Consider the following 24,177-nt stretch of genomic DNA (forward strand, 5'->3'; position numbering starts at 1 on the left):
AAGCCCCTCCTCAACGGAACGAACGCACCATGGATTACAACCTGATTCTTCCCGTCGTCCTGATCCTGGGCATCGTGTATGCCATCAAGAGCGTGGTCGATGGCCACACCCGCCGCCGGATCGTTGAAGCCCGCGGTTCGGAAGAGCTGGTGCGCTCGCTGCTGGCCGGCGACACCACCAAGCGGCGGCTGGCCGCGCTGCATTGGGGCTGCGTGTTGCTGACCCTGGCGCTGGCATTCGGCCTGGTCGATCTGCTCGGTATCGACCGGGTCACCCCCGGCGCCATCGCCCTGCTGCTCGGTGCGACAGGGCTGGGCAACGTGGTGTATTTCGTGCTCGATCGCCGCCTGAAGTAAGCCCGCCATCCTGCCGCCCGCGTCGCCGGCGGCTCCCCTGCAACAGGACCTCGAATGAAACGCATCCTGGCACTCTGTGCCGGCGTTGCCGTGGCCGTGATGTCTCCGGTGCGCGCTGCCACGCCTGTCGATTTTGCCCCGCTGTCCTCCCTCATCGAACAGACCAAGGCGGCCACGGGCCTGCCTTCGGGTACCGCGGTCGTGGTGGTGAAGGACGGCAAGGTGATCCATGAAGGCTACTACGGCCTGGCGGATATCGGGGCCGGCACGCCGGTCACGGCTGACACTGTCTTCTACATCGCCTCGGCGACCAAGCCGTTCTTCGCGCTGAACGCCCTGCACAAGCAGGCCGCCGGCGAGCTCGACATGGCGATGTCACTCCAGCAGATGTTTCCGCAAACACGCTTCGATGGTCTGGAGGCCGAGGCGATCACCGTCGGCGATCTGCTCACGCACACGGCCGGCGTGGACAACACTGCCCTGGTCTGGGCCACCGCCTTCAGCGGCGTGCACGACAGCGCCTCGCGGCGGGCGCTGGTGGGTGCGACGCGGCGCGATCCGGACGCGGCGCACGGCACCTTCCGCTATACCAACCTGGGCTACAACCTGCTCAGCATCTGGATGGACCAGCACGACGGCCTGCCGTGGCAGGACCAGCTGCAGCACACGCTGTTCGATCCGTTGGGCATGCGGCACACGAGTACCCGGATCAGCACTGCCGAGGCGGCCGGCTGGCCCATGGCCACGCCTTACTCGCTGGCCAGTGCGCAGCCGACCACGCCGCTGTATCTGCGCAAAGCGGACGACACGATGCAGGCGGCCGGCGGCATGGTCGCCACCGCGCCGGACCTGGCGCGGTTCCTGATCGCGCAGTTACCGGGGGAGGGCAACACCGCCCTTGCCCGGCAGGTAATCACCCGCTCGCAGCAGCGTCAGGTCGCGCTGGACGCGAGCTATCTGGATTTCGCGCGCGACGGCTACGCGTGGGGCTGGTACACCGGGCCGTACAAGGGCCACCCACTGCTGCACCACTTCGGTGGATTCGCCGGCTTCCACGCGCACCTGTCGTTCATGCCGGACCAGAACATCGCGCTGGTCGTGCTCAACAACGAGGACGTGCTGGGCGCGCCGCTGACCAACCTCATCGCCGCTCACGTGTATGGCCTGCTGTTGCACGAGCCCGGGATCGCGTCGAGCTCCGCCGCCCGCTTCCTGGCGCTGCAGGCAAAGGCGGCCCAGATGCAGGCGAACGTGGCGCGCCAGCGCGAGGCGATCCAGTCACGCCCCTGGCGGCGGTCCTTGCCGCGCGACCATTTCGTGGGCCGATACGTCCATCCGCTGCTCGGCGAGGTAAGGGTCGACGCGGCAGGTGACCAGGCGCTGCGGCTGCGCTGGGGGCGGCTGGACGCCGTCGCCAGTGCAGGCGAACAGAGGGATCAGGGGCGCGTTGAACTCGTCCCCGGTTCGGGGAGCTGGCTGACCTTCCAGGTGGGAGAGGGCCAGGTACGGTCGCTTACGTTCGAGACCCTGACCTTCCAGCGCGTGCCCTGAGCCAGGCTCAGCCGCGCAGCGAGGAGTCCCGCAGCACCTGCTTGACCGCGATGCTCTCGCCCTCCACCGGCTTGCCCTCGATCAGCGCCAGCAGCTTCTCCACCAGCAGGTGCCCGGCCTGCTTGGTGTCCTGCTGCACGGTGGACAGTGGTGGGGAGACCGAGGCGGCCAGCGGGATGTCATCGAAACCGGTGACCGCCACGTCCTCGGGCACGCGCAGGCCGTGCTCGCGCAGGGCGCGCATCGCACCGATCGCGATCAGGTCGCTGGCCGCGCACAGCCCATCGATACGTTCGCCGCGCGCCAATAGCGCCTGGCAGGCATCGAAGCCGGACTGCTCGGTGGTGATCGCATCGTGCTGCAGGGACGGCTCGGCGGTGAGGCCGCGTGCCTGCATCGCCTCGACGTGGCCGCGGTAGCGCTGCTCGAACTCGGGATAGTGGCTGGAAGCATGGCCGACGAAGGCGATCCGGCGGCAGCCCTGGTCGAGCAGGTGCGCGGTGATGTCGAAGCCGCCCTGGAAATTGTCGCTGCCGATCGAGACACCGGGCTGATCGGGCAGGGAAGCACCCCAGCGCACGAAGTGGGTGCCTTGCTCGACCAGCCGCTGCAGGCGCTCGCGCGACTCGTGGTAGTCGCCGTAGCCGAGCAGGATGATGCCGTCGGCCTTGTTGCTGTCCTCGTAATCGGCCTGCCAGTCGGTGGACAGCTGCTGGAAGGAGACCAGCAGGTCGTAGCCGCGCAGCGCGCAGGCCCGGGTGATCGAGCCGAGCATGGCGTGGAAGAACGGGTTGATCAGCGAGTCGTCGTTGGTGGGGTCTTCGAAGAACAGCAGCGCCAGCGTGCCGGCATTGCGCAGGCGCAGGCTGGAGGCATTCTTGTCGACCTTGTAATTCAGCTCCCGGGCAATGGCCAGGATCCGCTGCCGGGTCTCGGCGTTGACCATCGGGCTGCCGCGCAGCGCCCGCGACACCGTGGGCTGGGAGACGCCGGCCAGGTGGGCGATATCGAGGGAGGTGGCTTTGCCGCGGATGGTCATTTCAGCAGGGGGTGAGGCAGTGAAGGGACATCATGCCATGCGCTGCCAGGGCTGGGCCTGTCGCCGGGACGGTCAGGCTGGCCGGGGCCTGGCGGCAGTCGGCGTAACGGTCGTCACCCTTGCCGCGTATGGCTCGAGCAGGTTTCCGGTCGCTGCCGGGCGGAATTCCGACAGGGTCGGGGACGGCGGCAATGATAAGATGGTGCAATCTGGATCCCCCCAATTTTCCCAAGGGCGGCCCGGCAGATCTGCACCCCGCCCGGGGCTGTGATATGACTGCGGCCTGCCCTCGGACAACGGAAGAGCAACCCTATGGCGCGCGGCATCAATAAAGTCATCCTGGTCGGCAACCTCGGCAACGACCCGGACGTGAAGTACACCCAGGGCGGTATGGCGATCACCCGCATCAGCCTGGCCACCACCAGCGTCCGCAAGGACAAGGATGGCAACCAGCAGGAGCGTACCGAATGGCACCGCGTGGTGTTCTTCGGCAAGCTCGGCGAGATCGCCGGTGAATACCTGCGCAAGGGCAGCTCGGTCTACGTCGAAGGCAGCCTGCGTTACGACAAGTACACCGGCCAGGATGGCGTGGAGAAGTACTCCACCGACATCATCGCCGATGAAATGCAGATGCTCGGCGGCCGTGAGGGCGGCGGTGGCGGTGGTGCCGGTGGCGAACGTCCGCAGCGCCAGCAGGCCCCGCGCCAGGAGTACGGCGGTGGTGGTGGTGGCGGTGGCGGTGGTCAGCGCGGCGGCGGTGGTGGTGGCTACGGCCAGCAGCGCCCGCAGCAGCAGGCCCCGCAGCAGTCCGCGCCGCCGATGGACGACTTTGCGGATGACGATATTCCGTTCTGATTTCCAGTCGTCAGTTCGCGTTTGAATAAACCCCAGTAAGCCGGTGTGCTTACTGGGGTTTTCTCGTTTGGGCGGCGTTGTGCCCCGCAGCATGCGTTTTCGTGCACCGCGTCTTGCAAAAAAAACCGTTCCTCCTCTATGGTGCAATCGATTGCATTGCAGCAGTTCGATAGCGTTTGATACCAGGAGGCCGGAAGGCGGATGTCCATCCATTCCATCAGACCGCCCTCGGCGCCGGGGCTCACGCGGCGCGATGCGCTTCGCATGGCGGTCGCCGGCAGCCTTGGGCTGGGTGCTGCGGCCGTGTTGCCGGCGTTTGCCGCTGCCGCCCCGCTCAAGGGCAACCTGAAGCACGCCGTCGCCCGCTGGACCTTCCCGCAGCTGTCGGTCGCCCAGCTCTGCACGACGGTGAAGGACATTGGTTTTGCCGCCATTGATCTGGTCGGCCCAGAGGATTGGCCCACACTGAAGGCCCACGGCGTCTACAGCTCGATGTGCAACGGCGCGGAGCTGGGCCTCACCAAGGGCTTTGCCGACCCCCGGTTCCACGACGCCCTGGTGGAGCGCTACACGCGGCACATCGATCTGGTGGCCGATGCGGGGTACCGCAACCTCATCTGTTTTTCCGGCAACCGCAATGGCATGGATCCCCAGCAGGGCATGGCCCACGCCGAGGCGGGCCTCAAGCGCATCCTCGGGCATGCCGAGAAACGCGGCGTGGTGCTGGTGATGGAGCTGCTGAACTCCAGGGTCGATCATTCCGACTACCTGTGCGACACCTCCACATGGGGCGTGGCGTTGTGCCAGCGTCTCGGCTCGGACCACTTCGGCCTGCTCTACGACATCTATCACATGCAGATCATGGAGGGCGACATCATCGCCACCATCGGCAGGGATCACGCCTGTTTCAAGCATTACCACACGGCGGGCGTGCCGGGCCGGCACGAGATCGGGGACCACCAGGAACTCAACTACCCCGCCATCTGTCGCGCGATCCGCGACACCGGTTTCGACGGCTATCTGGCGCAGGAATTCATGCCTGCGGCACCGGATCCCGTCGGCTCGCTGCGCGAGGCGATCCGCCTCTGCGACGTCTGAAACGATATCCACCAGGTGAGAGATCCATGGCAGACAATCATTACGACGCCATCGTTGTTGGCTCGGGAATCAGTGGCGGTTGGGCGGCGAAGGAGCTGACCGAGAAGGGCCTCAAGGTGCTGATGCTGGAACGCGGCCGCAACATCGAGCACGTGAAGGACTACGTCAACGCGATGAAGGAGCCGTGGGACTTCCCGCACCGCAACCGGCCAACCCAGGCGATGAAGGCGGCCTTCCCGGTGCTGATGCGCGACTACGCGCTGGCCGAGAACCTCCAGGGCATGTGGGCCGACGAACAGGAATCGCCCTACATCGAGACCAAGCGCTTCGACTGGTTCCGCGGCTATCACGTCGGCGGGCGCTCGCTGATGTGGGGCCGGCAGAGCTATCGCTTCTCCGACCTGGATTTTGAGGCGAACCTCAAGGACGGCATCGCCACCGACTGGCCGATCCGCTACGCCGACATCGCCCCCTGGTACGACCATGTGGAGAAGTTCGCCGGCATCGCCGGCACCCGCGAAGGGCTGGACGTGCTGCCGGATGGCGAGTTCCTGCCGCCGATCCCACTCAATATCGTCGAGAAGGATGTGGCCGCGCGGATCAGGAAGGCCTTCGGCGGCACCCGGCACATGATCCACTCGCGCACCGCCAACATCACCCAGCCGATGCCCGAGCAGGGCCGCGTCAACTGCCAGTACCGCAACAAGTGCATCCTCGGCTGTCCCTTCGGGGCCTATTTTTCCACCCAGGCAGCGACGCTGCCGGCGGCGATGAAGACGGGCAACCTGACCTTGCGGCCATTCTCGATCGTCAAGGAAGTGCTCTACGACAAGGACCGCAAGCGTGCGCGCGGCGTAGAGGTCATCGATGCCGAGACGGGGCAGACCTATGAGTACACGGCGAAGGTCATCTTCCTCAATGCGTCGTCCTTCAACTCGACCTGGCTGCTGATGAACTCGGCCACCGATGTCTGGGACGGTGGGCTGGGCTCCTCGTCCGGCGAACTGGGCCACAACGTGATGGACCATCATTTCGGCGCGGGTGCCTCCGGCCGGGTCGAAGGGTATGAAGACAAGTACTACTTCGGCCGTCGTCCCTGCGGCTTCTACATTCCCCGCTTCCGCAACGTGGCTGCGGACAAGCGCCGCTACCTGCGTGGCTTCGGCTACCAGGGCGGTGCCAGCCGCATGGGATGGTCGCGCGAGATCGCCGAGCTGAATATCGGTGCCGACCTGAAAGAGGCGCTGACCGTGCCCGGTGACTGGCGCATCGGCATGACCGGCTTCGGCGAGATGCTGCCGCACCACGACAACACGATCCGCCTGGACAGCGACCGCAAGGACAAGTGGGGACTGCCGGTGCTGGCGATGGATGTCTCCATGCGCGCCAACGAACTGGCCATGCGCAAGGACATGGCCGCCGATGCCGCCGAGATGCTCGAGGCCGCCGGCGTCAAGGACGTGGAGATGCATGACAATGACTACGCCCCGGGCAAGGGCATCCACGAAATGGGGACTGCGCGCATGGGCCGTGACCGCAGCACCTCCGTGCTGAACCAGCACAACCAGGTCTGGGATGCGCCCAACGTCTATGTGACCGACGGGGCGTGCATGACCTCCAGCGCGTGCGTGAATCCTTCATTGACCTACATGGCGCTGACGGCACGCGCTGCCGACCATGCCGTGCGCGAACTGAAAGCGGGGAATCTCTGATGGACCGCCGCGAACTGCTGAAGATGATCGTCGCCGCCACCGGTGCGGCCATGATCGGTCTGCCCGCACTCGGTCAGGCACAGGCTCCTGCCGCAGGGGCGAAGTCGCGCTTCTCCGACGCGGATGTCGGCACGCTGGATGAGATCGCCGAGACCATCCTGCCGCGGACGAAGACGCCGGGGGCGAAAGACGCAGGCGCCGGTGCGTTCATGGCGACGTTCGTCAGCGACTGCTACACCGCCCGGCAGCAGGCGACGTTCCGCGCCGGCCTGGCCGATATCGACAAACGCGCGGGCGGCCGCTTCGTTTTACTTGCGCCGCAGGCCCGCACCGAGCTGCTGCGCGCGCTGGATGCAGAGGCCAGGAAGCACGCGGTCGAGGTGACCGAGACCGGCACCGCCGAGGAGGGAGAAGCGATGCCGCATTACTTCACGATGCTCAAGCAGCTGACCATATTCGGTTTCTTCACCTCCAAGGCCGGCGCAACTGAAGTGCTGCGCTACGTCGCGGTGCCGGGGCGCTACGACGGCGACCTCGCCTATATCCCCGGTACGCCGGCGTGGGGGACCAGCTGATGGAGCGCAACGGAATGATCACGCCTGTGCTGATCGCCGCCGCCGTGCTGGTTGCCGCACCTGCGCTCGGGCAGGCCGGTGCCGACCCTGCACGCGATCCGCAGAAGACCGAGGTCTGGACGCCGGTGCCAACGAGCGTGGCCACGCCCCCAGGAAAGGCACCCTCCGACGCAATCGTGCTGTTCGATGGCAACGATGTGTCCGCCTGGGAGTCGGAGCAGGGCGGGCGCGTGCCTTGGCGCGTCGCCGATGGCGCACTGACGGTGGTTCCGGGCACCAAGGGCATCCGCACCAGGCAGCACTTCTGCGACGTCCAACTGCATGTCGAGTGGCGCACGCCTGTCGAAACCGAGGGCTTTGAGGGCCAGGACCGCGGCAACAGCGGCATCTTCCTGCAGGAACGCTACGAGCTGCAGGTGCTCGACAGTTACAACAACCCGACCTATGCCAACGGCCAGGCCGGCGCCATCTACAAGCAGGCCATGCCCTTGGTGAACGCCTCGCGCGCACCGGGGCAGTGGCAGGCCTACGACATCCTCTGGAAGGCACCTCGGTTCTCACCCGGCGGCGGGCTTGTGTCGCCCGCGCGCATCACGGTCCTGCACAACGGCGTGCTGGTGCAGGACGACACCGTGCTGGCGGGCAAGACCGAGTACATCGGCGCGCCCTCGTACGCGCCCCATGGGTGTGCGCCGATCTACCTGCAGGAACACGATTCCAACGTCAGCTACCGCAACATCTGGGTGCGGGCGCTGTAGTGGACTCCTATTTCGCCAGGTAACTGGCGAGATTGTCGATTTCCTGTGCCGACAGCTGGGAAAAGGGCGGCATCAAGCCCCCGCCCTTGCTGATCTTTTCCTTGATCTGCGCCGGCTGCAGCCGCTTGGCGACATCGGTGAGTGCGGGGAACGTCGGCGGAATGCCGGCCCGATTCGCGCCGTGGCAGGCCGTGCAGTGCACGGTATAGAGTTGTGCGCCAGCGGCCGGGTCATCCTTGCACCACGCTGTGGGGGCCAGCACCGTGCCGAACAGCGTCAGGACCAGCGTCAGGATCTTGTTCACCTGGGGCTCCTTGGCGGGCTAGCGCGGTGCGCTGGCGGGCGGCGTGGCGGTGAGGTGTTGACGCAGGTAGTCCGCGCCCGTCTTGATGACCTTGGCCGGATCACGCGGTTGGTCGTGCTCGACGATGTACCACTGCACGCCCGCCGCCGCGGCGGCAGGCAGGATCGCGTTCCAGTCCAGCACGCCCTGGCCAACGGCGGCGAAGCCGCCCTCGTCTTCGGCCTGGCCTTTGGGGGCGTTGTCCTTGGCGTGTACCGCAAACACGTGGCCACGGAATTTGCCCAGCATCACCACCGGGTCATGGCCCGCACGGGCTACCCAGGCCAGGTCCAGCTCGGTCTGCAGGTCGGGGCCGGCCGCAGCGAACAGCAGTTCCAGGCCGGTTTTGCCGTTGAAATCGACCAGCTCGAAGTCATGGTTGTGGTAAGCCAAGCGCATCCCCTGGGCCTTTGCCAGCGCCGCGATCCGGCCCAGTTCCTGGCCCAGTGTGGTCCAGCCTGCGGCATCGGTCGGCCGATCCTTCTTGTCCAGGTACGGCACCACCAGGGTGGTGTTTCCGATCGAGTGGTTGAAGGCCACCACCCCGGCCAGGTCGCTGCGCAGATCGGCCAGTTGCACGTGGGAGGAAATGGCCTTGATCGAATAGCGGTCCAGCAGGTGCTTGAGTTCGGTGGCGCTGACGTTCTGGGTACCCACTGTCTCCACCGCGCCGACGCCCGCGTCATGCACGATCTTCAACTGCTGGTCGAGCGTGCCGGCGTCGCGCAGCGTGTACATCTGCACTGCGATGGGCTGCTGCGGACCGGCGGGGTCGCCTGCGAAGGCAGGCAGGGCAACGAGCAGCAGCAGTGCAAGGGTGGTGGTCCTGCGCGTAGCGATTTTCATCAACACATCCTCCCGGGATTCAACCGATGGTGGTCCAGGCCCGTGACCTGGCCGATGCAATCACGCGGTCGACGATCAACGCCGAACGCAGGCCGTCCTCGAAGGTGGGCAGGCCCTGTGGCCGCTCGCCGTCGATGGCGTGATAGGTGTCCGCGACGAACGCCTCGAAGCAGTGGCCGTAGCCCTGCGCATGGCCGGGCGGCAACACCGACAGCCGGCGTTGTTCGGCACTGCCGGCACCCGGTCCACGCACGAAGGTTTCCTCGCGCTGGTCGGGTCGGCCGATCCACAGCCGTTCGGCGTCCTCCTGGTTGAACGCCACGCTGGCCTGGGCGCCGTCGATCTCGAACCAGAGGCGATTGTGGCGTCCGGCCGAGACCTGGCTGACCGTCAATGACGCCAGCGTGCCTGCGCCGGTCTTGAACATCGCCGCGGCCACATCTTCGCTGGATACGGCCTGCATCGCGCCGCCCGCCGCCGGCGTGGTGAAGCTCTGGCCGGTGAGGGCGCCGCGCTCGGCGAGCACGGTGGCGAATGCCGCACTGACGTCGACGAAGCGCTCGCCACTGACCCATTCCACCAGGTCGCACCAGTGCGAGCCGATGTCGGCGAACACGCGCGACGCGCCGCCCAGCGCCGGGTCCACGCGCCAGTTGTTGCTGGCCGGGTCCAGCAGCCAGTCCTGCAGGTAGCTGCCGTGGATCAGGTGCAGCGGCCCCAGTTCGCCCTGCGCGATGCGGGCGCGCGCCTCGCGCACCACCGGGTGGTAGCGGTAGACGAACGGCACCGTGGCGACCAGCCCGGTCGAGGCGGCCAATGCGGCCAGCGCCTGGGCGTCCTCCAGCGTGGTGGCCAGCGGTTTCTCGCAGATCACGTGCTTGCCCGCGTTCAGCGCCGCCTGCGCCATGCCGCGGTGCAGATGGTTGGGCGTGCAGACGTGCACCACCTGCACCTGTGGATCGGCGACCACCTCCTCGATATCCCGATAGGCACGCGGCACGCCCCACGCCTGCGCCACGTCGCGTGCGCGCTGCGGTGACGAGGCGGCCACGCCCCGGATCTCCGCACCGGCCAGCAGCGCCGCGCGATGGTGTACGGCGCCGATCATGCCGGTGCCGACGATGGCAATTCCAAGCTTGGGCATCGGGTGCGGTCCTCAGGGGGTGGACGGTGCGGCCGCAACCACCGGCCGGTCGCGGAACAACAACAGGAAGGCGATCAGCACGACCAGCGCCACGCCTGCCGGGAACAGCCAGATCTTCTGCCAGTCCGGGCCAGCCGCCGTGGTGTAGTGCTCCACCACCGCGCCGGACAGGAACGTGCCAATCAGCATGCCCACGCCATACGTGGCCAGGGTGATGAAGCCCTGCGCGCTGCTGCGCGCGGCCGGGCCGGCATGCGCATCGGTGTAGATCTGGCCGGTGACGAAGAAGAAGTCGTAGCAGATGCCGTGCAGCACGATGCCGATCACCAGCAGGGAGAAGCCGCTGCCTGCATCGCCGAAGGCGAACATCGCATAGCGCACTACCCACGCCGCCATGCCCACCGCCAGCATCGTCTTCACTCCCAGCCGCACGAACAGGAACGGCATGGCAAGCATCAGCAGCACTTCGGAGACTTGGCCCAGCGATTGCAGGCCGGCCGCGCCGCGCACGCCCAGATCGTTGAGGTACGGGTTGGTGAAGTTGTAGTAGAACGCCAGCGGGATGCAGATGGCGATGGAGGCCAGGAAGAACACCAGGTAGGCGCGCGACTTCAGCAGCCGCAGCGAGTCCAGCCCCAGGATCTGTCCCAGGCCGGCGTCGCGCTGTTGCGCCAGCGGCGGCGTGTGCGGCAGGGTGAATGCATACAGGCCCAGGGCCAGCGACGCCATCGCCGCCATCTGGAAGGTCAGCTCGAGCCGATGCGCCTGTTCCCAGCCCAGCCAGCCGATCAGCACGCCGGCCACGATCCAGCCGATGCTGCCGGCCACCCGCACCAGCGGAAACTGCTTTTCCGGCGACTGCATGTGCCGCATCGCCACACTGTTGGCCAGCGCCAGCGTTGGCATGAACAGCAGCATGTATCCCATGACATAAACGGAGAAGGTGCTGAAGTCCGTCGCCGTGGAGGCCAGCCACATCATCGCCGCGCCGGCCAGATGCAGCACCGCGAGAATGCGCTGCGCCGCGAAGTAGCGATCCGCAATCAGGCCAACCAGGAACGGCGCGACGATGGCGCCGATGGACTGGCTGAGGAAGGCCGTCGCGACCTGGCTCGCAGTGGCCTGCAACGGCCCCTGCACCAGGTACGTTCCCAGGGTCACGAACCACGCGCCCCAGATGAAAAACTGCAGAAACATCATCGCGCCCAAGCGCGACATGGTGTGCGTCATGGCTTGCCCTCCCAGGCAGTGATGGCTCAGATCCCCAGCATGCGGCGCAGTGATCCAGGATCGGTGCCGCTGTCGGCAAAGTCGTCGAAGGCGCGCTCGGTCACGCGGATGATGTGGTCGCGGATGAAGACGGCCCCTTCGCGCGCGCCGTCTTCCGGGTGTTTCAGGCAGCACTCCCACTCCAGCACTGCCCAGCCGGGGAAGTCGTACTGCGCGAATTTCGAGAAGATCGCCTTGAAGTCGATCTGCCCATCACCGAGCGAGCGGAACCGGCCCGGACGATCGATCCAGTCCTGGTAACCGCCATACACGCCACTGCGCGCACTGGCGTGGTACTCCGCGTCCTTGACGTGGAAGATGCCGATGCGCGCGTGGTAGCGGTCGATGAAGCCGAGGTAGTCCATCTGCTGCAGCAGCAGATGGCTGGGGTCGTACAGGATCTTTGCGCGGGGGTGGTGGTCCACCACGTCGAGGAAGCGCTCGAAGGTCGCGCCGTCGTGCAGGTCCTCGCCCGGATGGATCTCGAAGCACAGGTCCACGCCGCAGGCGTCGAAGGCATCGAGGATGGGGCGCCAGCGGCGGCCGAGTTCGGCGAAGGCTTCTTCCACCAGTCCGGGCGGGCGTTGCGGCCAGGGATAGAAGTAGGGCCAGGCCAGCGCGCCGGAGAACGTGGCGTGCGCGGTCAGCCCCAGGCGCTCGCTGGCCTTGGCGGCCAGCAGCAGCTGCTCCACCGCCCAGGCCTGGCGGGCCGCGGGATCACCGCGCTTGTCCGGTGGTGCGAAGCCGTCGAACAGGCTGTCATAGGCCGGATGGACGGCAACCAGCTGCCCCTGCAGGTGGGTGGACAGCTCGGTGATCTGCAGGCCATGCCCGGCCAGCATGCCGGCGACGTCGTCGCAGTAGGCCTGGCTGCGCGCCGCCTCGGCCAGATCGAACAGGTGGGGCGCGCTGGTCGGCACTTGTACGCCAGAATAGCCCAGCCCCGCGGCCCAGCCGGCCAGCGTGTCCAGCCGATCAAAAGGAGGTGTGTCGCCGATGAACTGCGCCAGGAACAGCGCTGGACCCTTGAGCGTTTTCAAGAGGATTCGCCCTCGATGCAATCGATTGCATTATCCTAGCAGGGGCATTCGAAAGACCCGTTGTGCACTGCACAGCGGAAGGAAGAGGTAACCTCATGGCCACCATCTACGACATTGCAAAGCACGTCGGCGTCTCGGCCGGCACGGTGTCGCGGGCGCTGTCCCGGCCGGAGAAAGTGCTGCCGACCACGCGCGCGCGCATCGAGCAGGCGGCCGCCGCGCTGGGCTATGTCCCCAACACGGTGGCCAGAACCCTCAAGACCCAGCGCAGCGGCAAGATCCTGGTCACCGTGCCGGACATCGCCAACCCGTTCTTCGCCCAGATCCTGCAGGGCGCGGAGGACGCGGCGCAGGCCGTTGGCTACGCCGTCCTGCTGGGCGATACCCAGAACCTGCCCGAGCGCGAGGAGCGCTACGCACAGATGCTCCGGCGCAACGAGGCCGATGGCCTGATCGTGCTGGGCCATCGCCTCCCGCCCACGGCACGTGACATCGTCCAGCAGCAGGGCAGTGCCGCGCCGGTGGTCAACGGCTGCGAGTTCGATCCCGCGCTGGGCATCCCCAGCGTCCACATCGACAACGCGGCCGCCGCGCGCGCCGTGATGGAACACCTGTACGGGCTGGGGCACGAGCGGATCGCCGTGGTCGGTGGACCGCGCGACAATCCCCTGCACCAGCAACGACTGGAAGGCGTCCGGACCGCTGCCAAGGCGCGTGGCCGCCTGCGTCACCTGAGCGTTGTGCCGGGTGACTTCTCGGTGGAATCCGGCCATGCGGCCGGGATGAAACTGCTGGCCCGCGCGTCGGTGCCGACGGCGGTGTTCTGCTTCAGCGACCAGATGGCGCTGGGCGTGCTGGCGGCCTGTCGGGATCTTGGCATCGGCGTGCCCGATGGTCTGTCTGTCGTCGGCTTCGACGACCTGGCATCGTCGCGTTACCTCACGCCCCCGTTGACGACCATTCGGCAACCGATGCGGGAGATCGGTGCCCGCGCGGTCCATCTGCTGCTTGCCATCATCGAACGTGTCGATGTACCGCTTCAGCAGACGCTGGATTTCAGTTTGATGGTGCGGGGCTCGACTGCAGCGCCCGCGCCGCATCCACTACCATGGGCCACCCGTCAGGATGCGCCCGCATGTCCATAGTGATCCCCGCGTTGCCCAAGCCGCCCACCGCCCGCATCGCGGCCTGGGTGCTGATGCTGCTGGGCATGTGGCTGACCTTGAAACTCGGGCTGGTGGTGACCCTGCTGTCGGGTCTGCTGGTGTTCCACCTGACCCACCTGCTGGCCTCCACCGTCGAAGGCAAGCTGCCGCCCGGGCGCGCACGCGCCTATTCGGTGATCGTCCTGTCGGCGTTGATCATCGGCGCGCTGACCCTGGCGGCGATCGGCATCGCTTCGTTCTTCCGCAACGAGACCGGTGGCCCGGATGCGCTGTTGATGCGCCTGATGGACATCCTCAACACCTCCCGCCACCAGGTGCCGGACCTGCTGCAGCCCTATATCCCGGAAGACCTGCAGGCGCTGCGCACGGCGATGAACGACTGGGCGGCGACGCACCGCCAGCAACTCGGCATCGCCGGCACCTCGGCCGTGCAGATCAGCGTGCGGATCCTGATCGGCATGGTGCTGGGGGCGATGATCGCGCTCTACGACGAGTTGCCCTTGCCCAAGATGGGGCCGCTGGCGCAGGAGCTGATCGGCCGCACCAGCCGCATGGCCACGGCGTTCCGGCAGGTCGTGTTCGCACAGGTGAAGATCTCGCTGCTCAATACGCTGTTCACCGCCATCTTCCTGCTCGGGGTGCTGCCGCTGTTCGGCGTGCATCTGCCGCTGTCCAAGACGCTGGTGCTGATCACCTTCCTCGCCGGCCTGCTGCCGGTGGTGGGCAACATCATCTCCAACACGGTCATCACCATCGTCGCGCTGTCGGTGTCGTTCTACGTGGCCGTGGTCGCGCTGCTGTACCTGGTGGTCATCCACAAGCTGGAGTATTTCCTCAACGCGCGCATCGTCGGCGGCGAGATCCAGGCACGTGCGTGGGAACTGCTGCTCGCCATGCTGGTGATGGAAGCCGCGTTCGGGCTGCCAGGGCTGGTCGCGGCGCCCGTGTTCTATGCCTATATCAAGCGCGAGCTGCTGGACCAACGCTGGATCTGAATCACCGGCCGCCGCGCGCGCTCCGTTGCTCCCAGCCCCGCCGCGGTCTATAACGCGGGTGGGTCTTCCACGGGAACGGCGCCATGGCGACGAACGTTCCACATCAAGGTGGCCTTTTTCCGCGGGCGGTTACTGCAGCCGGTTCCGCCAGTCGCCTCGAAAAGCCAGGACACGCGCTACCTGCATATCGAGGAAGGCGTGCCGCTGGACGAAGCGCAGTTCCGTACCTGGCTGGAGCAGGCCAGCCGCCTGGCCGGCGAGCGGATGTGAGGGCAGGGCTGCCCTACAGCTTCAGGTTCAACGACACGTAAGCCGAGCGCCCCGGTGCGGGCGAGAACATCGGCTGGTCATCGCCGCCCCAGAAGAAGTTGTCGTACCACGCATAGGCGTAGTCGCGGCCGGTCAGGTTCTTCACCTGTACATCCACGCTCAGCCGCTCGGACAGCTGATACGACGCACTGGCATCAAGCACCGCGAAGGCGCCGAACGTGCCCTGCGTGTTGCGCTCTTCAATGTAATAGTCACCCTGCATCCGGCCCTGCAGGCCGAAGGTCCAACGATCGTTGGCGCGGTAGTCCAGGCCGATGTTGCTGATGTAGCGCGGCGTGGCGATGACCTCGTTGCCGGCCAGGGAGGTACCGTCGGTGGTGAAGGCGCTGACCACCTTGGCCTGTTGGATGGCGTGCGAGCCCCACAGCGTCCACCGGTCGCCCAGGCGCGCGGTGACCTGCAGGTCGATGCCTTCGCGACGGGTCTGGCCCAGGCCGACCGAGGTGCCGGTGGCCGGCATGTTGGCGACCTCGTCGGTTGCATCCTGGCGCCACACCGCGATGCGCGCGTCGGTGCCGACGGCCGGGGTGAACTTGATGCCCACCTCCTTGCCGGTATTGATCGAGGGCCGGAACGTGTCTTGGCCGGCGGTGAGGTAGGCCGGTGCGGTGGAGCCGGTCAGTACCTGGAACGTCCTGCCCCAGTTGGCATAGACGTTCAGGGCCGGGGTGATCGCATAGACCACGCTCAGCTTGGGCTGCTCGATCGTGCCGTAGTGCTGCAGCGGGGCGGTGATGCCACCGGGCAGGCGGGTGCTGCCGGAGAAGCGGTCGACGCGGTAGGCCGGCACGATCTTCAGGGCAGGGGTGGGCTGATACACGGCCTGCACGTAAGCACCGAGGTTGTCCAAGGTGTAACGGTCATCGTTCTGGACCCGCGCCGGGGTCGAGAAGTCGGTCGGGACGGCGTGGTTGTAGCGCAGGCGGCGGTACGTGTTGTCCTGATGCTCGGCGTTGAGACCGCCCTCGACTGTCAGCGCAGGCATGGCCGCCCAGGTCAGCGTGCTGAGCAGGCCCGTCTGTTTCTCGTCCCACTGGCGGCGCTGGCGCGGCGCGTTGCCGGGCACGTAACGGGTGAAGGTCACCTGCCGATCGTCCTCGTAGCGGTTGTAGTACAGCGTGTTGTTGACATGCACGGTGTCACTCAGCTGCAGGTCCAGATGGGTGCTGAGATGGCGCATGTCGCGGTCGTCGAGATCGTTGGCATTCTTGAGCGCCGATCCGCGGCGGTCGGTGGCCAACTCTTCAGCCGTCATGAAGCCGGGCTCGTCCGCCTCGTGGTGGTACACCCGTGCGATCAGGCCGATGGTGAACAGGTCCTCGTCGCCGCTGTAGAACCACTTGCCGCCGAGCGAGTATTTTTTCGAACGGTCATGATCGCGGTAGCCATCGGAGGCCTGTGAGGCCAGGAAGTAGTTCTGGGCGACACCGTTCGCTTCGCGACCGATCGCGACCTGCGCTTCGCGGGTGTTGTAGCTGCCGTAGGTGAGCCGCGCATCGGTGTAGTTGCCGCCTTGGCGGGTGCCGAGGTTGATGTTGCCGCCAATGTTGTGCAGGCCGTAACGGGGGTCGTTGGTGCCGCGCACGACTTCGATGTAGTCGATGTCCAGCGGGAACACCATGTCGATGAAGCGCTGGTTGCCGCTGTTGACGTTGCTGGGGATGCCGTCGATCAGGATCTTGATGCCGTTGAGGTAGCCCTCGCCGTTGAACGCGCGGAAGGTGGCCTTGCCGGACTCCGCGCCCTGGCGGGTTTCGGTCAGCTGCATACCCGGCATCTGGCCGAGCAGCTCCCAGCTGTTGGAGACGTTCTTCTCATGCACCTGGTCGCCGCCCATCACATCCACCGAGGTCAGCACGCGGTTCGCAGCGAGGGGACGGCGGGAGCCTTCGCGCACATGCACGCTGCCCAGCGTGATCGCCGCATCGCTGGACTGCGCGCGCGCTTCGCCGGCGCACAGGGTCGCCAGCACGGCGGACACCATTGCCTTGGTTTTCATCTCTTTGTGCCTTTCAGTAGCCGTGAGAACAGGGGTAGGGCAAGCGGACAGCGGTCGCTCGCTGAGGGGAAGGGGGAACTAAAAAGAAATAATATAACATTGCATTAATGTCCGCTTCCCTTTGACCTCCGGCAGCCAGCCCAACGCCCGTGCGCCCCCGCGCGCTGCGGCAGCCAGCGAGCCGTCCGCATCGCAGCAGATCGATGCGCGCAGCCAGTCGCATCCGCCGCCTGATCCACGAGGTCGATCCGGCGGTGGTGGACACCTGGAAGTGGCGAGGCGTGCCCGTGTGGGAGCACAGCGGCATCCTGTATACCGGCGAGACCGACAAGGCGGCCGTGACGCTGACCTTCGCCAAGGGCGCGGCGCTGCCCGATCCCAAGGGGCTGTTCAATGCGAGCCTGGAGGGCAACACCCGCCGCGCCATCGATCTGCACGACGGCGAAACGATCCACCCGACCGCGTTCAAGGCCTTGATCCGCGCCGCGATCGCGCGCAAGCGTGCAGCGAAGCCCCCTGCCGCTGCAGCGCGTGCGAAAGCACGCCAGCGCTCTGCCTGAATCATCACGACCTCCTGCACTGGAACAGGCCGCGCGATTCGGCAACGATAAAGGGCTGGGCGAGGCGGCAGCGATGCGGCCGGCCCATTCCCCCACGTTTCCAGGATGTGCCTGTGCTGAGTGTGATCGGCTGTTTGCTTGCGTTGTATCTGGTGTGGCGCGTGATCTGGCCGCTGCGGTTGTCGCGTCCGGTGCGGATCGTACTGGGCCTGCTGGTGGTCGCACTGGCGCTGCACCACCGGATCGTGGCCCAGTTCGCTGGGACCATGGCCTCGCCCGAGATTCCCAAAGCGGTGATCGCGGTGCTTGCGACCGGGTTCACCACGCTGCTGATCAGTGCGGTGTTCGTGTTGGTGCTGGATGCGCTGCTGCTGATCGCGCGCCTGGTCCGGGCGCAGCGCGTGCTGCCGATGCTGCGCGCGGCGTGGCTGCGCCCTGCAGCGGGCACGTTGGCGCTGCTGCTGTCCGCCTATGGCATCTGGCAGGGCATGGCGGTCCCCAAGCCGCGGCAGATCGAGGTGGCCATCGAGGGGCTGCCGGCCGCGTTCGACGGCTACCGCGTGCTGCAGCTCACCGACATCCACGCCAGCCGCCTGCTCACCGGTGCCTGGGTGGAGAAGGTAGTCACCGAGAGCAATGCCCTGCATCCGGATCTGGTGGTGATCACCGGGGATCTGATCGACGGCAGCGTCAGCGCCCGCGCCAACGACTTTGCGCCGCTGGCCAGGCTGCATGCGCCCGATGGCGTCATCGCGATCACCGGCAATCATGAGTACTACGCGCAGTACGCCGAGTGGATGCAGGCCTTCCGCGGGCAGGGCATGCAGGTGCTGGAGAACACCCACACGCAGGTCCAGCGTGACGGTGCGACGTTGACCATCGCCGGTGTCACCGATCCAGTGGCCGCGCGCTACGGTCTGCCCATGCCGGACCTGACGGCCGCACTGGCCGGGGCGGACCCGCAGGCGCCGGTGATCCTGCTCGACCATCGTCCGGTGGAAGCACGCGCGAATGCCGCGAAGGGCGTGGCGCTGCAGCTCTCCGGCCACACCCACGGCGGCCACATCGTCGGCATGGACCAGCTGGTCAAGCGCGCCAATGGCGGCTTTGTGTCCGGGCGCTACGAGGTGGATGGCATGACGTTGTATGTCAGCAACGGTGCCGGGCTGTGGCCGGGCTTCGCGGCACGTATCGGCGTGCCGTCCGAGATCACGCTGATCACGCTGCGGCCGCGCTGATGGTGTGTGGATGCGCCATGCCCGGGGTAGTGCTGCCGGACACCGAGGCCTGGACAATGCACGATCCAGTAGGCCGCGATTATCCGATCTGGGTGTCGCTGCCGGCCGGCTACGCGCGGGAGACACACCTGCGCTACCCGGTGCTGTATGTCACCGATGCGCTGTACAGCTTTCCGCTCGCGCGCAGCGTGCGCAACATGGTCGGGCAGGGCGGTGCGCATCTGGCGCCCTTCATCCTGATTGGCCTGCCACCGCAGGACGGGTTGAGCTCGCAGCAGAGCCGTTCGCGGGATTACACCCCGACTTGGCCCACCCGCAGCCCCGGGGACGAGTACACCGATGGCATCACCTACGGCGGCGCCGCGCACTACCGGGATTTCCTGGCGCAGCACGTGCTGCCGCAGGTCGAGGCGCGCTACCGGATCGATCCAGCGCAGCGGGCGTTCGCCGGCCATTCCTACGGCGGTCTGTTCGGCGCCTTCGTGTTGCTGACGCGTCCGGCGATGTTCCAGCGCTACATCCTGTCCAGTCCTTCGCTGTGGTTCGATCAGCATGTGATCGAGCGGATCGAGGCGGACTACGCCAGTGCGCATGCGGATCTTGACGCCCGCGTGCTGCTGTCGATCGGCGCGCACGAAACCCCGGCCTCCGATGCGCCGTTCGCCGCCCGCAACGACATGGTCGCGCATACCCAGGCCTTTGCCGACCGCCTGCGCGGGCGCGGGTATCCCGGCCTGCAGCTGGAGACACGCGTGGTGCCGGATGAGGATCACCTGACGGTATATCCGGCGATGCTCACCCGTGCTCTGTTGGCGTTGTTCCCCAATGGGAGCACGTTCCGGACCGTGTGAAATTTCCGCCAGTGGCTGTGCACGCCTCGGTCACCGGGCTGCGCGGAGGCTGGGCGCACGAGCCCTGACCCCCGGAGATTCCATGACCACGCTGACCCTGCCCGAACTGGCCAAGAAGATGGCCGGCATCGATTTCGCGATGCTGCAGACCCACACCGCCAGCGGCGAGATCGCCGGCCGGCCGATGAGCAACAACGGCGACGTCGACTACGATGGCGACAGCTACTTTTTCGCCTTCGACAGCGCCGACATGGTGGCCGAGATCGAGCGCGACCCGAAAGTGGCGCTGTCCTTCACCGGCAGCAAATCGCTGCTGGGCAAGCCGCCGCTGTTCGTGGCCGTGGAAGGCCATGCCACGCTCAGCCGCGACCGTGCGACCCTGCAGGCGCATTGGGTCCCGGACCTGGAGCGGTGGTTCAAGCAGGGCGTGGATACGCCTGGCATCGTGCTGATCCAGGTCAAGGCGACCCGCATCCACTACTGGTCGGGCGAGGACGACGGCGAGATCCGCCTGTAAGCGATGCCTGCCCCGTCGATCAAGATCGGATGCGCAGGCTGGTCGATTCCCAGCCGTTACGCCGCATTGACCGGCGCGGGCGAGAGCATGCTCGCGCGCTACGCAACGCGGTTCCCGGTGGTGGAGATCAACTCCTCTTTTTATCGGCCGCACCAGCAGCGCACGTATGAACGCTGGGCGGCGAGCGTGCCGGCCACGTTCCGGTTTTCGGTGAAGCTGCCCAAGGCCATCTCGCATGAGGCGGCCCTGCGCGGTTGCGGTCCGGCGCTGGACCGCTTCCTTGAGGAAACCGCCGGCCTGGGCCGCACGCTCGGCGGGCTGCTGCTGCAGCTGCCGCCGAGTCATGCCTTCGATGCGCGGGTGGCGGCCGGCTTCTTCGGCATGCTGCGCCGTCGCACCGCTGTGCGCGTGGTCTGCGAGCCGCGCCATGCCAGCTGGTTCACGCCGCAGGCCGACGCGCTGCTGCAGCGGCATGTGATCGGGCGTGTCGGCGCGGACCCTGCGCGGGTTCCCGAGGCTGCCCAGCCGGGCGGTGACGCCAGATGGCGCTACTGGCGATGGCATGGGGCGCCACGCATGTATTACAGCGACTATGACGACGCAGCACTGCGGGATTTGGCCACGACGGTTGCTGCGCGGTCAGCAGGTGCGCGCTGGGTAATCTTCGACAACACTGCCCATGGGTTCGCCATCGCCAATGCGGCGCGGCTGCAGGACCTGCTCGGCGCCGCCACCCTCCAGGAGCCCGCCCATGCCTGAAGGTCCCTCCATCGTCATCCTGCGTGAGGCCGCCGCCAAGTTCCGCGGCAAGACCGTGCGCCTGGCCACCGGCAACAGTACGTTGGACCTGACCCGCATGGAGGGGCGGCGGGTGGTGGCCCTGCGCAGCTGGGGCAAACACTTCCTGATCGAGTTCCGCGGCTTCAGCCTGCGCGTGCACATGCTGATGTTCGGCAGCTACCGCATCGATGAGCGCAAGCCATCGCCACCGCGGGTGTCGCTGCAGTTCGACAACGGCGAGCTCAACATCTATGCCTCGTCGGTGAAGTACATCGACGGCGCGCTGGAGGACACCTACGACTGGCGCGGGGATGTGATGGACCTGGCCTGGGATCCCAGGCTGGCGCGCAGGAAGCTCAAGCAGCAGCCGGAAACGTTGATCTGCGACGCGCTGCTGGACCAGGAGATCTTTGCCGGCGTCGGCAACATCATCAAGAACGAGGTGCTGTTCCGCACACGTGTGCATCCCGAATCCACGGTGGGTGTGCTTCCGCCACGCAAGTTGGGCGAGATCATCAAACAGGCGCGGCAGTACAGTTTCGATTTCCTGGACTGGAAGCGGCAGTTCGTATTGCGCCAGCATTGGCTCGTGCATACCAAGCGCACCTGTCCCCACTGCGGCGGGCCGATCAGCAAGACCTACCCGGGCACGACCCGGCGGCGGGCGTTCTTCTGCCCGGTGTGCCAGGTGCGCTACGGCGCCGCGCCTGCCGGGCGCAACGCCGCGCCGAACGCACGCAAGGCCGCCCCGAGGCGTTCAGCCAGGTCCTCGCCCATGGCGTAGGATGGGGGCAACACGCACGTACGCGCGTCCTGCGCGATCGACACCTGATCGCCTTCGCTCCTTTCTCAGAGTCGTTCATGCCGCCCGCGGAATGAAGACTCCCGTGTCCCACGGAGCGCACATGCCGGGCTATACCACCCGCATTCTCACCATCCCGGTCGGCGGGCACGACTTCCGTATCCGCGCGCTCAGCGATCTGCAGCAGTTTTCCGATCCCACCGGACGTGCCCAGCGGGCCGGCATCCACTCTTCGTTGTGGAGCCTGTTCGGTCAGATCTGGCCGGCCGGCCGCGCGCTGGCCGATACCATGAGCCACTTCGACGTGACCGGTAAGCGGATCCTGGAGCTGGGCTGCGGGCTGGGCCTGTCCAGCCTGGTGCTGGCCCATCGCGGCGCGGATGTCGTGGCGACCGACCACCATCCACTGGCCGAATCCTTCCTGGCCTACAACGCCGGCCTCAACGACCTGCCGGCGGTGACCTACCGTGACCTGCCCTGGGAGGTCCCTGACGGTTCGCTGGGGCGCTTCGACCTGATCATCGGCAGCGACATCCTCTACGAACGGGGGCATGCCCATCAGATCGCGGCGATGATGCTACGGCACGCCAAGCCCGATGCCGAGCTGCTGATCACCGATCCCGGCCGTGGCAACGTGGGCTCGTTCTCGCGTGGCATGGCCCTGCAGGGCTTCGATGTGACCGAGGAACTGGGGCTGTTCGAAGATGAAGGCAATGCGCCAGGCAACGGCCGCCTGCTGAGCTATCGGCGGGGTGCGGTGCGGCCGGCGGCCGTGGCCTGAGCACAGGCAGGGCGTGTTGCGACACGACCGCTCTCCTGTGACGCGGCCTGCAGATCGACTGGCGTAGGCTGTCGCCGTCCAGATGCGGCCCAGGCCGCCGGGAGTCCCTCGATGCAATCTCGCCCACTGCCGCGCCGCGAAGGCCTGCGTGTTTCCAGGATGCAGGCTTGAGCACGGCCGCTACCGCGCCCACGGCGCGCCCGCAGACGCGCTCGATGGTCATCGCCGGCCTCTCCACCGTGGTGGAGTGGTACGACTTCACCCTTTACCTGTATCTGGCCACGGTGTTGTCACGCGTGTTTTTCGGTGGCGGCGAGAATGCGTTGCTGGCCACCTTGGCCGGGTTTGCCGTGTCGTATCTGATGCGTCCCTTGGGGGCACTGGTCTTCGGCCATCTCGGCGACCGTTTCGGGCGGCGCTACATGCTGCTGGCCTCGATGTTGCTGATGACGGTTGCGATGCTGGCCACCGCGCTGCTGCCCACCTTCGAGAGCATTGGCGCGACCGCCGGTGTGCTGCTGTTGCTGCTGCGCTGCCTGATGGCCTTTTCGGTCGGTGGCGAATACACCGGCGTGGTGGCGTATCTGCTGGAAACCGCACCCGTGCGCAGGCGCGGGCTGGTCACCTCACTGGCCTCGGCCGCGAGCGAAGTGGGGGCCCTGCTGGCGGTGGCGTTGTCGGCGCTGACCGTCGCGCTGCTGAGCACCGCGCAGCTGGATGGCTGGGGCTGGCGGATTCCGTTCTTCGTCGGCGCGGCGCTGGCGGGGGCGATCCTGCTGGCGCGCTCGACCATGCACGAATCGCCGGAGTTCGAGCGGCAACAGGCCGAGGGCACCGTGCCGACGTCGCCGATCCGCGATAGCTGGCGGCACCACAAGCCCGCGATTGCGCGCACGTTTGCGATCTCCGCACTGGGCTCGATCACCTATTACGTCGGCATCACCTATGTGCCCGCATTCCTCGGTTCCGTGGGGCAGGTGAGTGAATCGGAGGCGTTGTGGCTGTCCACGGTCGCGGCGGTGGCGGTGATCGTGGTGACGCCGCTGGCAGGCGCGTTGTCCGACCGGGTCGGGCGCCGCCCCGTGTTGATCGCGCTGGCCGCGCTGTCGGCGCTGCTGCCGTTGACGATGTTCTCGGTGATGGCCGGCGGCAGCACCGTGGCGATCGGTCTGGCGGCGGTGGTGCTGGCGTGTCTGGCCGGTGGGGTGAGTGCGGTGGCGGCCCCTGCCACGGCCGAGCAGTTCCCCGGCGAAGGGCGGCTCAGCGGGCTGGCACTGGGCGTCACCATGGCCACGGCGTTCTTTGGCGGTGCTACGCCCTTGCTGGCCGAACTGCTGGTGCGGCATACCGGCTGGTCGTCGGCCCCCGGGGCGATGATCGCGGTGGTCGCGATACTGGTACTGCCGGTGATGTGGACGCTGCGCGAGACGCGGCCCCGGTAGGGCCGGCCGCTGGCCGACTCCACGCAGGATGCTGAGAAGGTAGTGCCGGCCGCTGGCCGGCTCCACGCAGGATGCTGAGAAGGTAGTGCCGGCCGCTGGCCGGCTCCACGCAATGTCGGGTCGTCGAGGA

Annotated in this window: 25 protein-coding genes; 18 read left to right on the top strand and 7 right to left on the bottom strand. The window is 66.9% G+C overall.

Annotated features, from left to right (window positions below; translation table 11 throughout):
• The first annotated feature begins 29 nt into the window (after nucleotides 1–29).
• Both ABE571_RS15045 and ABE571_RS15050 read left to right on the top strand, forming a co-directional pair.
• Entirely contained in the window at nucleotides 30–356 is a 327-nt protein-coding gene (locus ABE571_RS15045) for a hypothetical protein (protein WP_313217531.1), read from the top strand.
• Between the two features lie 54 nt (nucleotides 357–410).
• Nucleotides 411–1,907, top strand: a complete 1,497-nt coding sequence (locus tag ABE571_RS15050; protein WP_346493992.1) for a serine hydrolase domain-containing protein — start codon at nucleotides 411–413, stop codon at nucleotides 1,905–1,907.
• Nucleotides 1,908–1,914: 7 nt separating this feature from the next.
• On the opposite strand, the gene ABE571_RS15055 is transcribed toward ABE571_RS15050, so the two are convergent.
• The gene (locus ABE571_RS15055) at nucleotides 1,915–2,946 is read right to left on the bottom strand and encodes a LacI family DNA-binding transcriptional regulator (protein ID WP_313212067.1); all 1,032 of its coding nucleotides are present in this window, start codon (nucleotides 2,944–2,946) and stop codon (nucleotides 1,915–1,917) included.
• A gap of 312 nt (nucleotides 2,947–3,258) precedes the next feature.
• On the opposite strand from ABE571_RS15055, the gene ABE571_RS15060 reads away from it, so the two are divergent.
• The 5 genes from ABE571_RS15060 to ABE571_RS15080 all read left to right on the top strand — a co-directional run bounded on the left by ABE571_RS15060 (nucleotide 3,259) and on the right by ABE571_RS15080 (nucleotide 7,944).
• Nucleotides 3,259–3,801 (top strand): single-stranded DNA-binding protein, encoded by a 543-nt coding sequence (locus ABE571_RS15060; RefSeq protein ID WP_088435225.1) that lies wholly within the window; start codon nucleotides 3,259–3,261, stop codon nucleotides 3,799–3,801.
• A gap of 201 nt (nucleotides 3,802–4,002) precedes the next feature.
• Nucleotides 4,003–4,899: a TIM barrel protein gene (locus tag ABE571_RS15065; RefSeq protein WP_346493994.1), complete on the top strand. Its 897-nt coding sequence runs from the start codon at nucleotides 4,003–4,005 to the stop codon at nucleotides 4,897–4,899.
• A gap of 26 nt (nucleotides 4,900–4,925) precedes the next feature.
• A complete protein-coding gene (locus tag ABE571_RS15070) occupies nucleotides 4,926–6,611 on the top strand; it encodes a GMC family oxidoreductase (RefSeq protein ID WP_346466321.1) in 1,686 nt (561 codons plus the stop codon).
• Nucleotides 6,611–7,186 (top strand): gluconate 2-dehydrogenase subunit 3 family protein, encoded by a 576-nt coding sequence (locus tag ABE571_RS15075; RefSeq protein WP_313217541.1) that lies wholly within the window; start codon nucleotides 6,611–6,613, stop codon nucleotides 7,184–7,186. The genes ABE571_RS15070 and ABE571_RS15075 overlap by 1 nt, the downstream gene beginning before the upstream one ends.
• A 14-nt stretch (nucleotides 7,187–7,200) precedes the next feature.
• Nucleotides 7,201–7,944 carry a DUF1080 domain-containing protein gene (locus ABE571_RS15080; protein WP_346493996.1) on the top strand — a complete coding sequence of 248 codons (744 nt, stop codon included), beginning with the start codon at nucleotides 7,201–7,203 and terminating at the stop codon, nucleotides 7,942–7,944.
• A 7-nt stretch (nucleotides 7,945–7,951) separates the two neighbouring features.
• Here the strand turns inward: ABE571_RS15080 and ABE571_RS15085 are convergent, their stop codons facing one another.
• The 5 genes from ABE571_RS15085 to ABE571_RS15105 are packed head-to-tail and all read right to left on the bottom strand — an operon-like array spanning nucleotide 7,952 to nucleotide 12,586.
• A complete protein-coding gene (locus ABE571_RS15085; protein ID WP_313212082.1) occupies nucleotides 7,952–8,239 on the bottom strand; it encodes a cytochrome c in 288 nt (95 codons plus the stop codon).
• 27 nt (nucleotides 8,240–8,266) lie between these two features.
• On the bottom strand, nucleotides 8,267–9,133 hold the full coding sequence (locus tag ABE571_RS15090; protein WP_346493998.1) for a sugar phosphate isomerase/epimerase: 867 nt from the start codon (nucleotides 9,131–9,133) through the stop codon (nucleotides 8,267–8,269).
• Between the two features lie 19 nt (nucleotides 9,134–9,152).
• On the bottom strand, nucleotides 9,153–10,277 hold the full coding sequence (locus tag ABE571_RS15095) for a Gfo/Idh/MocA family oxidoreductase (RefSeq protein ID WP_313212055.1): 1,125 nt from the start codon (nucleotides 10,275–10,277) through the stop codon (nucleotides 9,153–9,155).
• Between the two features lie 12 nt (nucleotides 10,278–10,289).
• Nucleotides 10,290–11,507, bottom strand: coding sequence for a nucleoside permease (locus ABE571_RS15100; protein ID WP_313212053.1), 1,218 nt, complete (start codon nucleotides 11,505–11,507; stop codon nucleotides 10,290–10,292).
• 26 nt (nucleotides 11,508–11,533) lie between these two features.
• A complete protein-coding gene (locus ABE571_RS15105) occupies nucleotides 11,534–12,586 on the bottom strand; it encodes a sugar phosphate isomerase/epimerase family protein (protein ID WP_346463909.1) in 1,053 nt (350 codons plus the stop codon).
• A gap of 95 nt (nucleotides 12,587–12,681) precedes the next feature.
• Here ABE571_RS15105 and ABE571_RS15110 point away from each other — a divergent pair, with 95 nt between their 5' ends.
• The 3 genes from ABE571_RS15110 (at nucleotide 12,682) to ABE571_RS15120 (ending at nucleotide 15,017) form a co-directional block, all read left to right on the top strand.
• Nucleotides 12,682–13,731 (top strand): LacI family DNA-binding transcriptional regulator, encoded by a 1,050-nt coding sequence (locus ABE571_RS15110; protein ID WP_346494000.1) that lies wholly within the window; start codon nucleotides 12,682–12,684, stop codon nucleotides 13,729–13,731.
• Nucleotides 13,722–14,747 (top strand): AI-2E family transporter, encoded by a 1,026-nt coding sequence (locus ABE571_RS15115; RefSeq protein ID WP_265309429.1) that lies wholly within the window; start codon nucleotides 13,722–13,724, stop codon nucleotides 14,745–14,747. The genes ABE571_RS15110 and ABE571_RS15115 overlap by 10 nt, the downstream gene beginning before the upstream one ends.
• 108 nt (nucleotides 14,748–14,855) lie before the next feature.
• The gene (locus ABE571_RS15120) at nucleotides 14,856–15,017 is read left to right on the top strand and encodes a hypothetical protein (protein WP_346494002.1); all 162 of its coding nucleotides are present in this window, start codon (nucleotides 14,856–14,858) and stop codon (nucleotides 15,015–15,017) included.
• 13 nt (nucleotides 15,018–15,030) lie between these two features.
• Here the strand turns inward: ABE571_RS15120 and ABE571_RS15125 are convergent, their stop codons facing one another.
• Nucleotides 15,031–17,076 carry a TonB-dependent receptor gene (locus ABE571_RS15125; RefSeq protein ID WP_346494004.1) on the bottom strand — a complete coding sequence of 682 codons (2,046 nt, stop codon included), beginning with the start codon at nucleotides 17,074–17,076 and terminating at the stop codon, nucleotides 15,031–15,033.
• 203 nt (nucleotides 17,077–17,279) lie between these two features.
• Between ABE571_RS15125 and ABE571_RS15130 the strand changes: the two genes are divergently transcribed.
• From ABE571_RS15130 to ABE571_RS15165, 8 genes are all read left to right on the top strand, one after another.
• Nucleotides 17,280–17,636 carry a DUF1801 domain-containing protein gene (locus tag ABE571_RS15130; protein ID WP_346494006.1) on the top strand — a complete coding sequence of 119 codons (357 nt, stop codon included), beginning with the start codon at nucleotides 17,280–17,282 and terminating at the stop codon, nucleotides 17,634–17,636.
• A gap of 113 nt (nucleotides 17,637–17,749) precedes the next feature.
• Nucleotides 17,750–18,874, top strand: coding sequence for a metallophosphoesterase (locus tag ABE571_RS15135; protein ID WP_346494008.1), 1,125 nt, complete (start codon nucleotides 17,750–17,752; stop codon nucleotides 18,872–18,874).
• 17 nt (nucleotides 18,875–18,891) lie between these two features.
• A complete protein-coding gene (locus tag ABE571_RS15140; protein WP_346494010.1) occupies nucleotides 18,892–19,725 on the top strand; it encodes an alpha/beta hydrolase-fold protein in 834 nt (277 codons plus the stop codon).
• An 82-nt stretch (nucleotides 19,726–19,807) separates the two neighbouring features.
• On the top strand, nucleotides 19,808–20,242 hold the full coding sequence (locus ABE571_RS15145; protein WP_313212045.1) for a pyridoxamine 5'-phosphate oxidase family protein: 435 nt from the start codon (nucleotides 19,808–19,810) through the stop codon (nucleotides 20,240–20,242).
• A gap of 3 nt (nucleotides 20,243–20,245) precedes the next feature.
• A complete protein-coding gene (locus ABE571_RS15150; RefSeq protein ID WP_346494012.1) occupies nucleotides 20,246–21,001 on the top strand; it encodes a DUF72 domain-containing protein in 756 nt (251 codons plus the stop codon).
• Nucleotides 20,994–21,806, top strand: a complete 813-nt coding sequence (locus tag ABE571_RS15155; RefSeq protein WP_346494014.1) for a DNA-formamidopyrimidine glycosylase family protein — start codon at nucleotides 20,994–20,996, stop codon at nucleotides 21,804–21,806. Before ABE571_RS15150 ends, ABE571_RS15155 begins: the two co-directional genes overlap by 8 nt.
• A 121-nt stretch (nucleotides 21,807–21,927) precedes the next feature.
• A complete protein-coding gene (locus ABE571_RS15160) occupies nucleotides 21,928–22,605 on the top strand; it encodes a methyltransferase domain-containing protein (RefSeq protein ID WP_121043308.1) in 678 nt (225 codons plus the stop codon).
• A gap of 215 nt (nucleotides 22,606–22,820) precedes the next feature.
• The gene (locus ABE571_RS15165) at nucleotides 22,821–24,047 is read left to right on the top strand and encodes an MFS transporter (protein WP_313212080.1); all 1,227 of its coding nucleotides are present in this window, start codon (nucleotides 22,821–22,823) and stop codon (nucleotides 24,045–24,047) included.
• Nucleotides 24,048–24,177 lie beyond the last annotated feature (130 nt).

Source organism: Stenotrophomonas sp. TWI273, assembly GCF_039674765.1.
In the GTDB taxonomy this organism is placed as follows: Bacteria; Pseudomonadota; Gammaproteobacteria; order Xanthomonadales; family Xanthomonadaceae; genus Stenotrophomonas.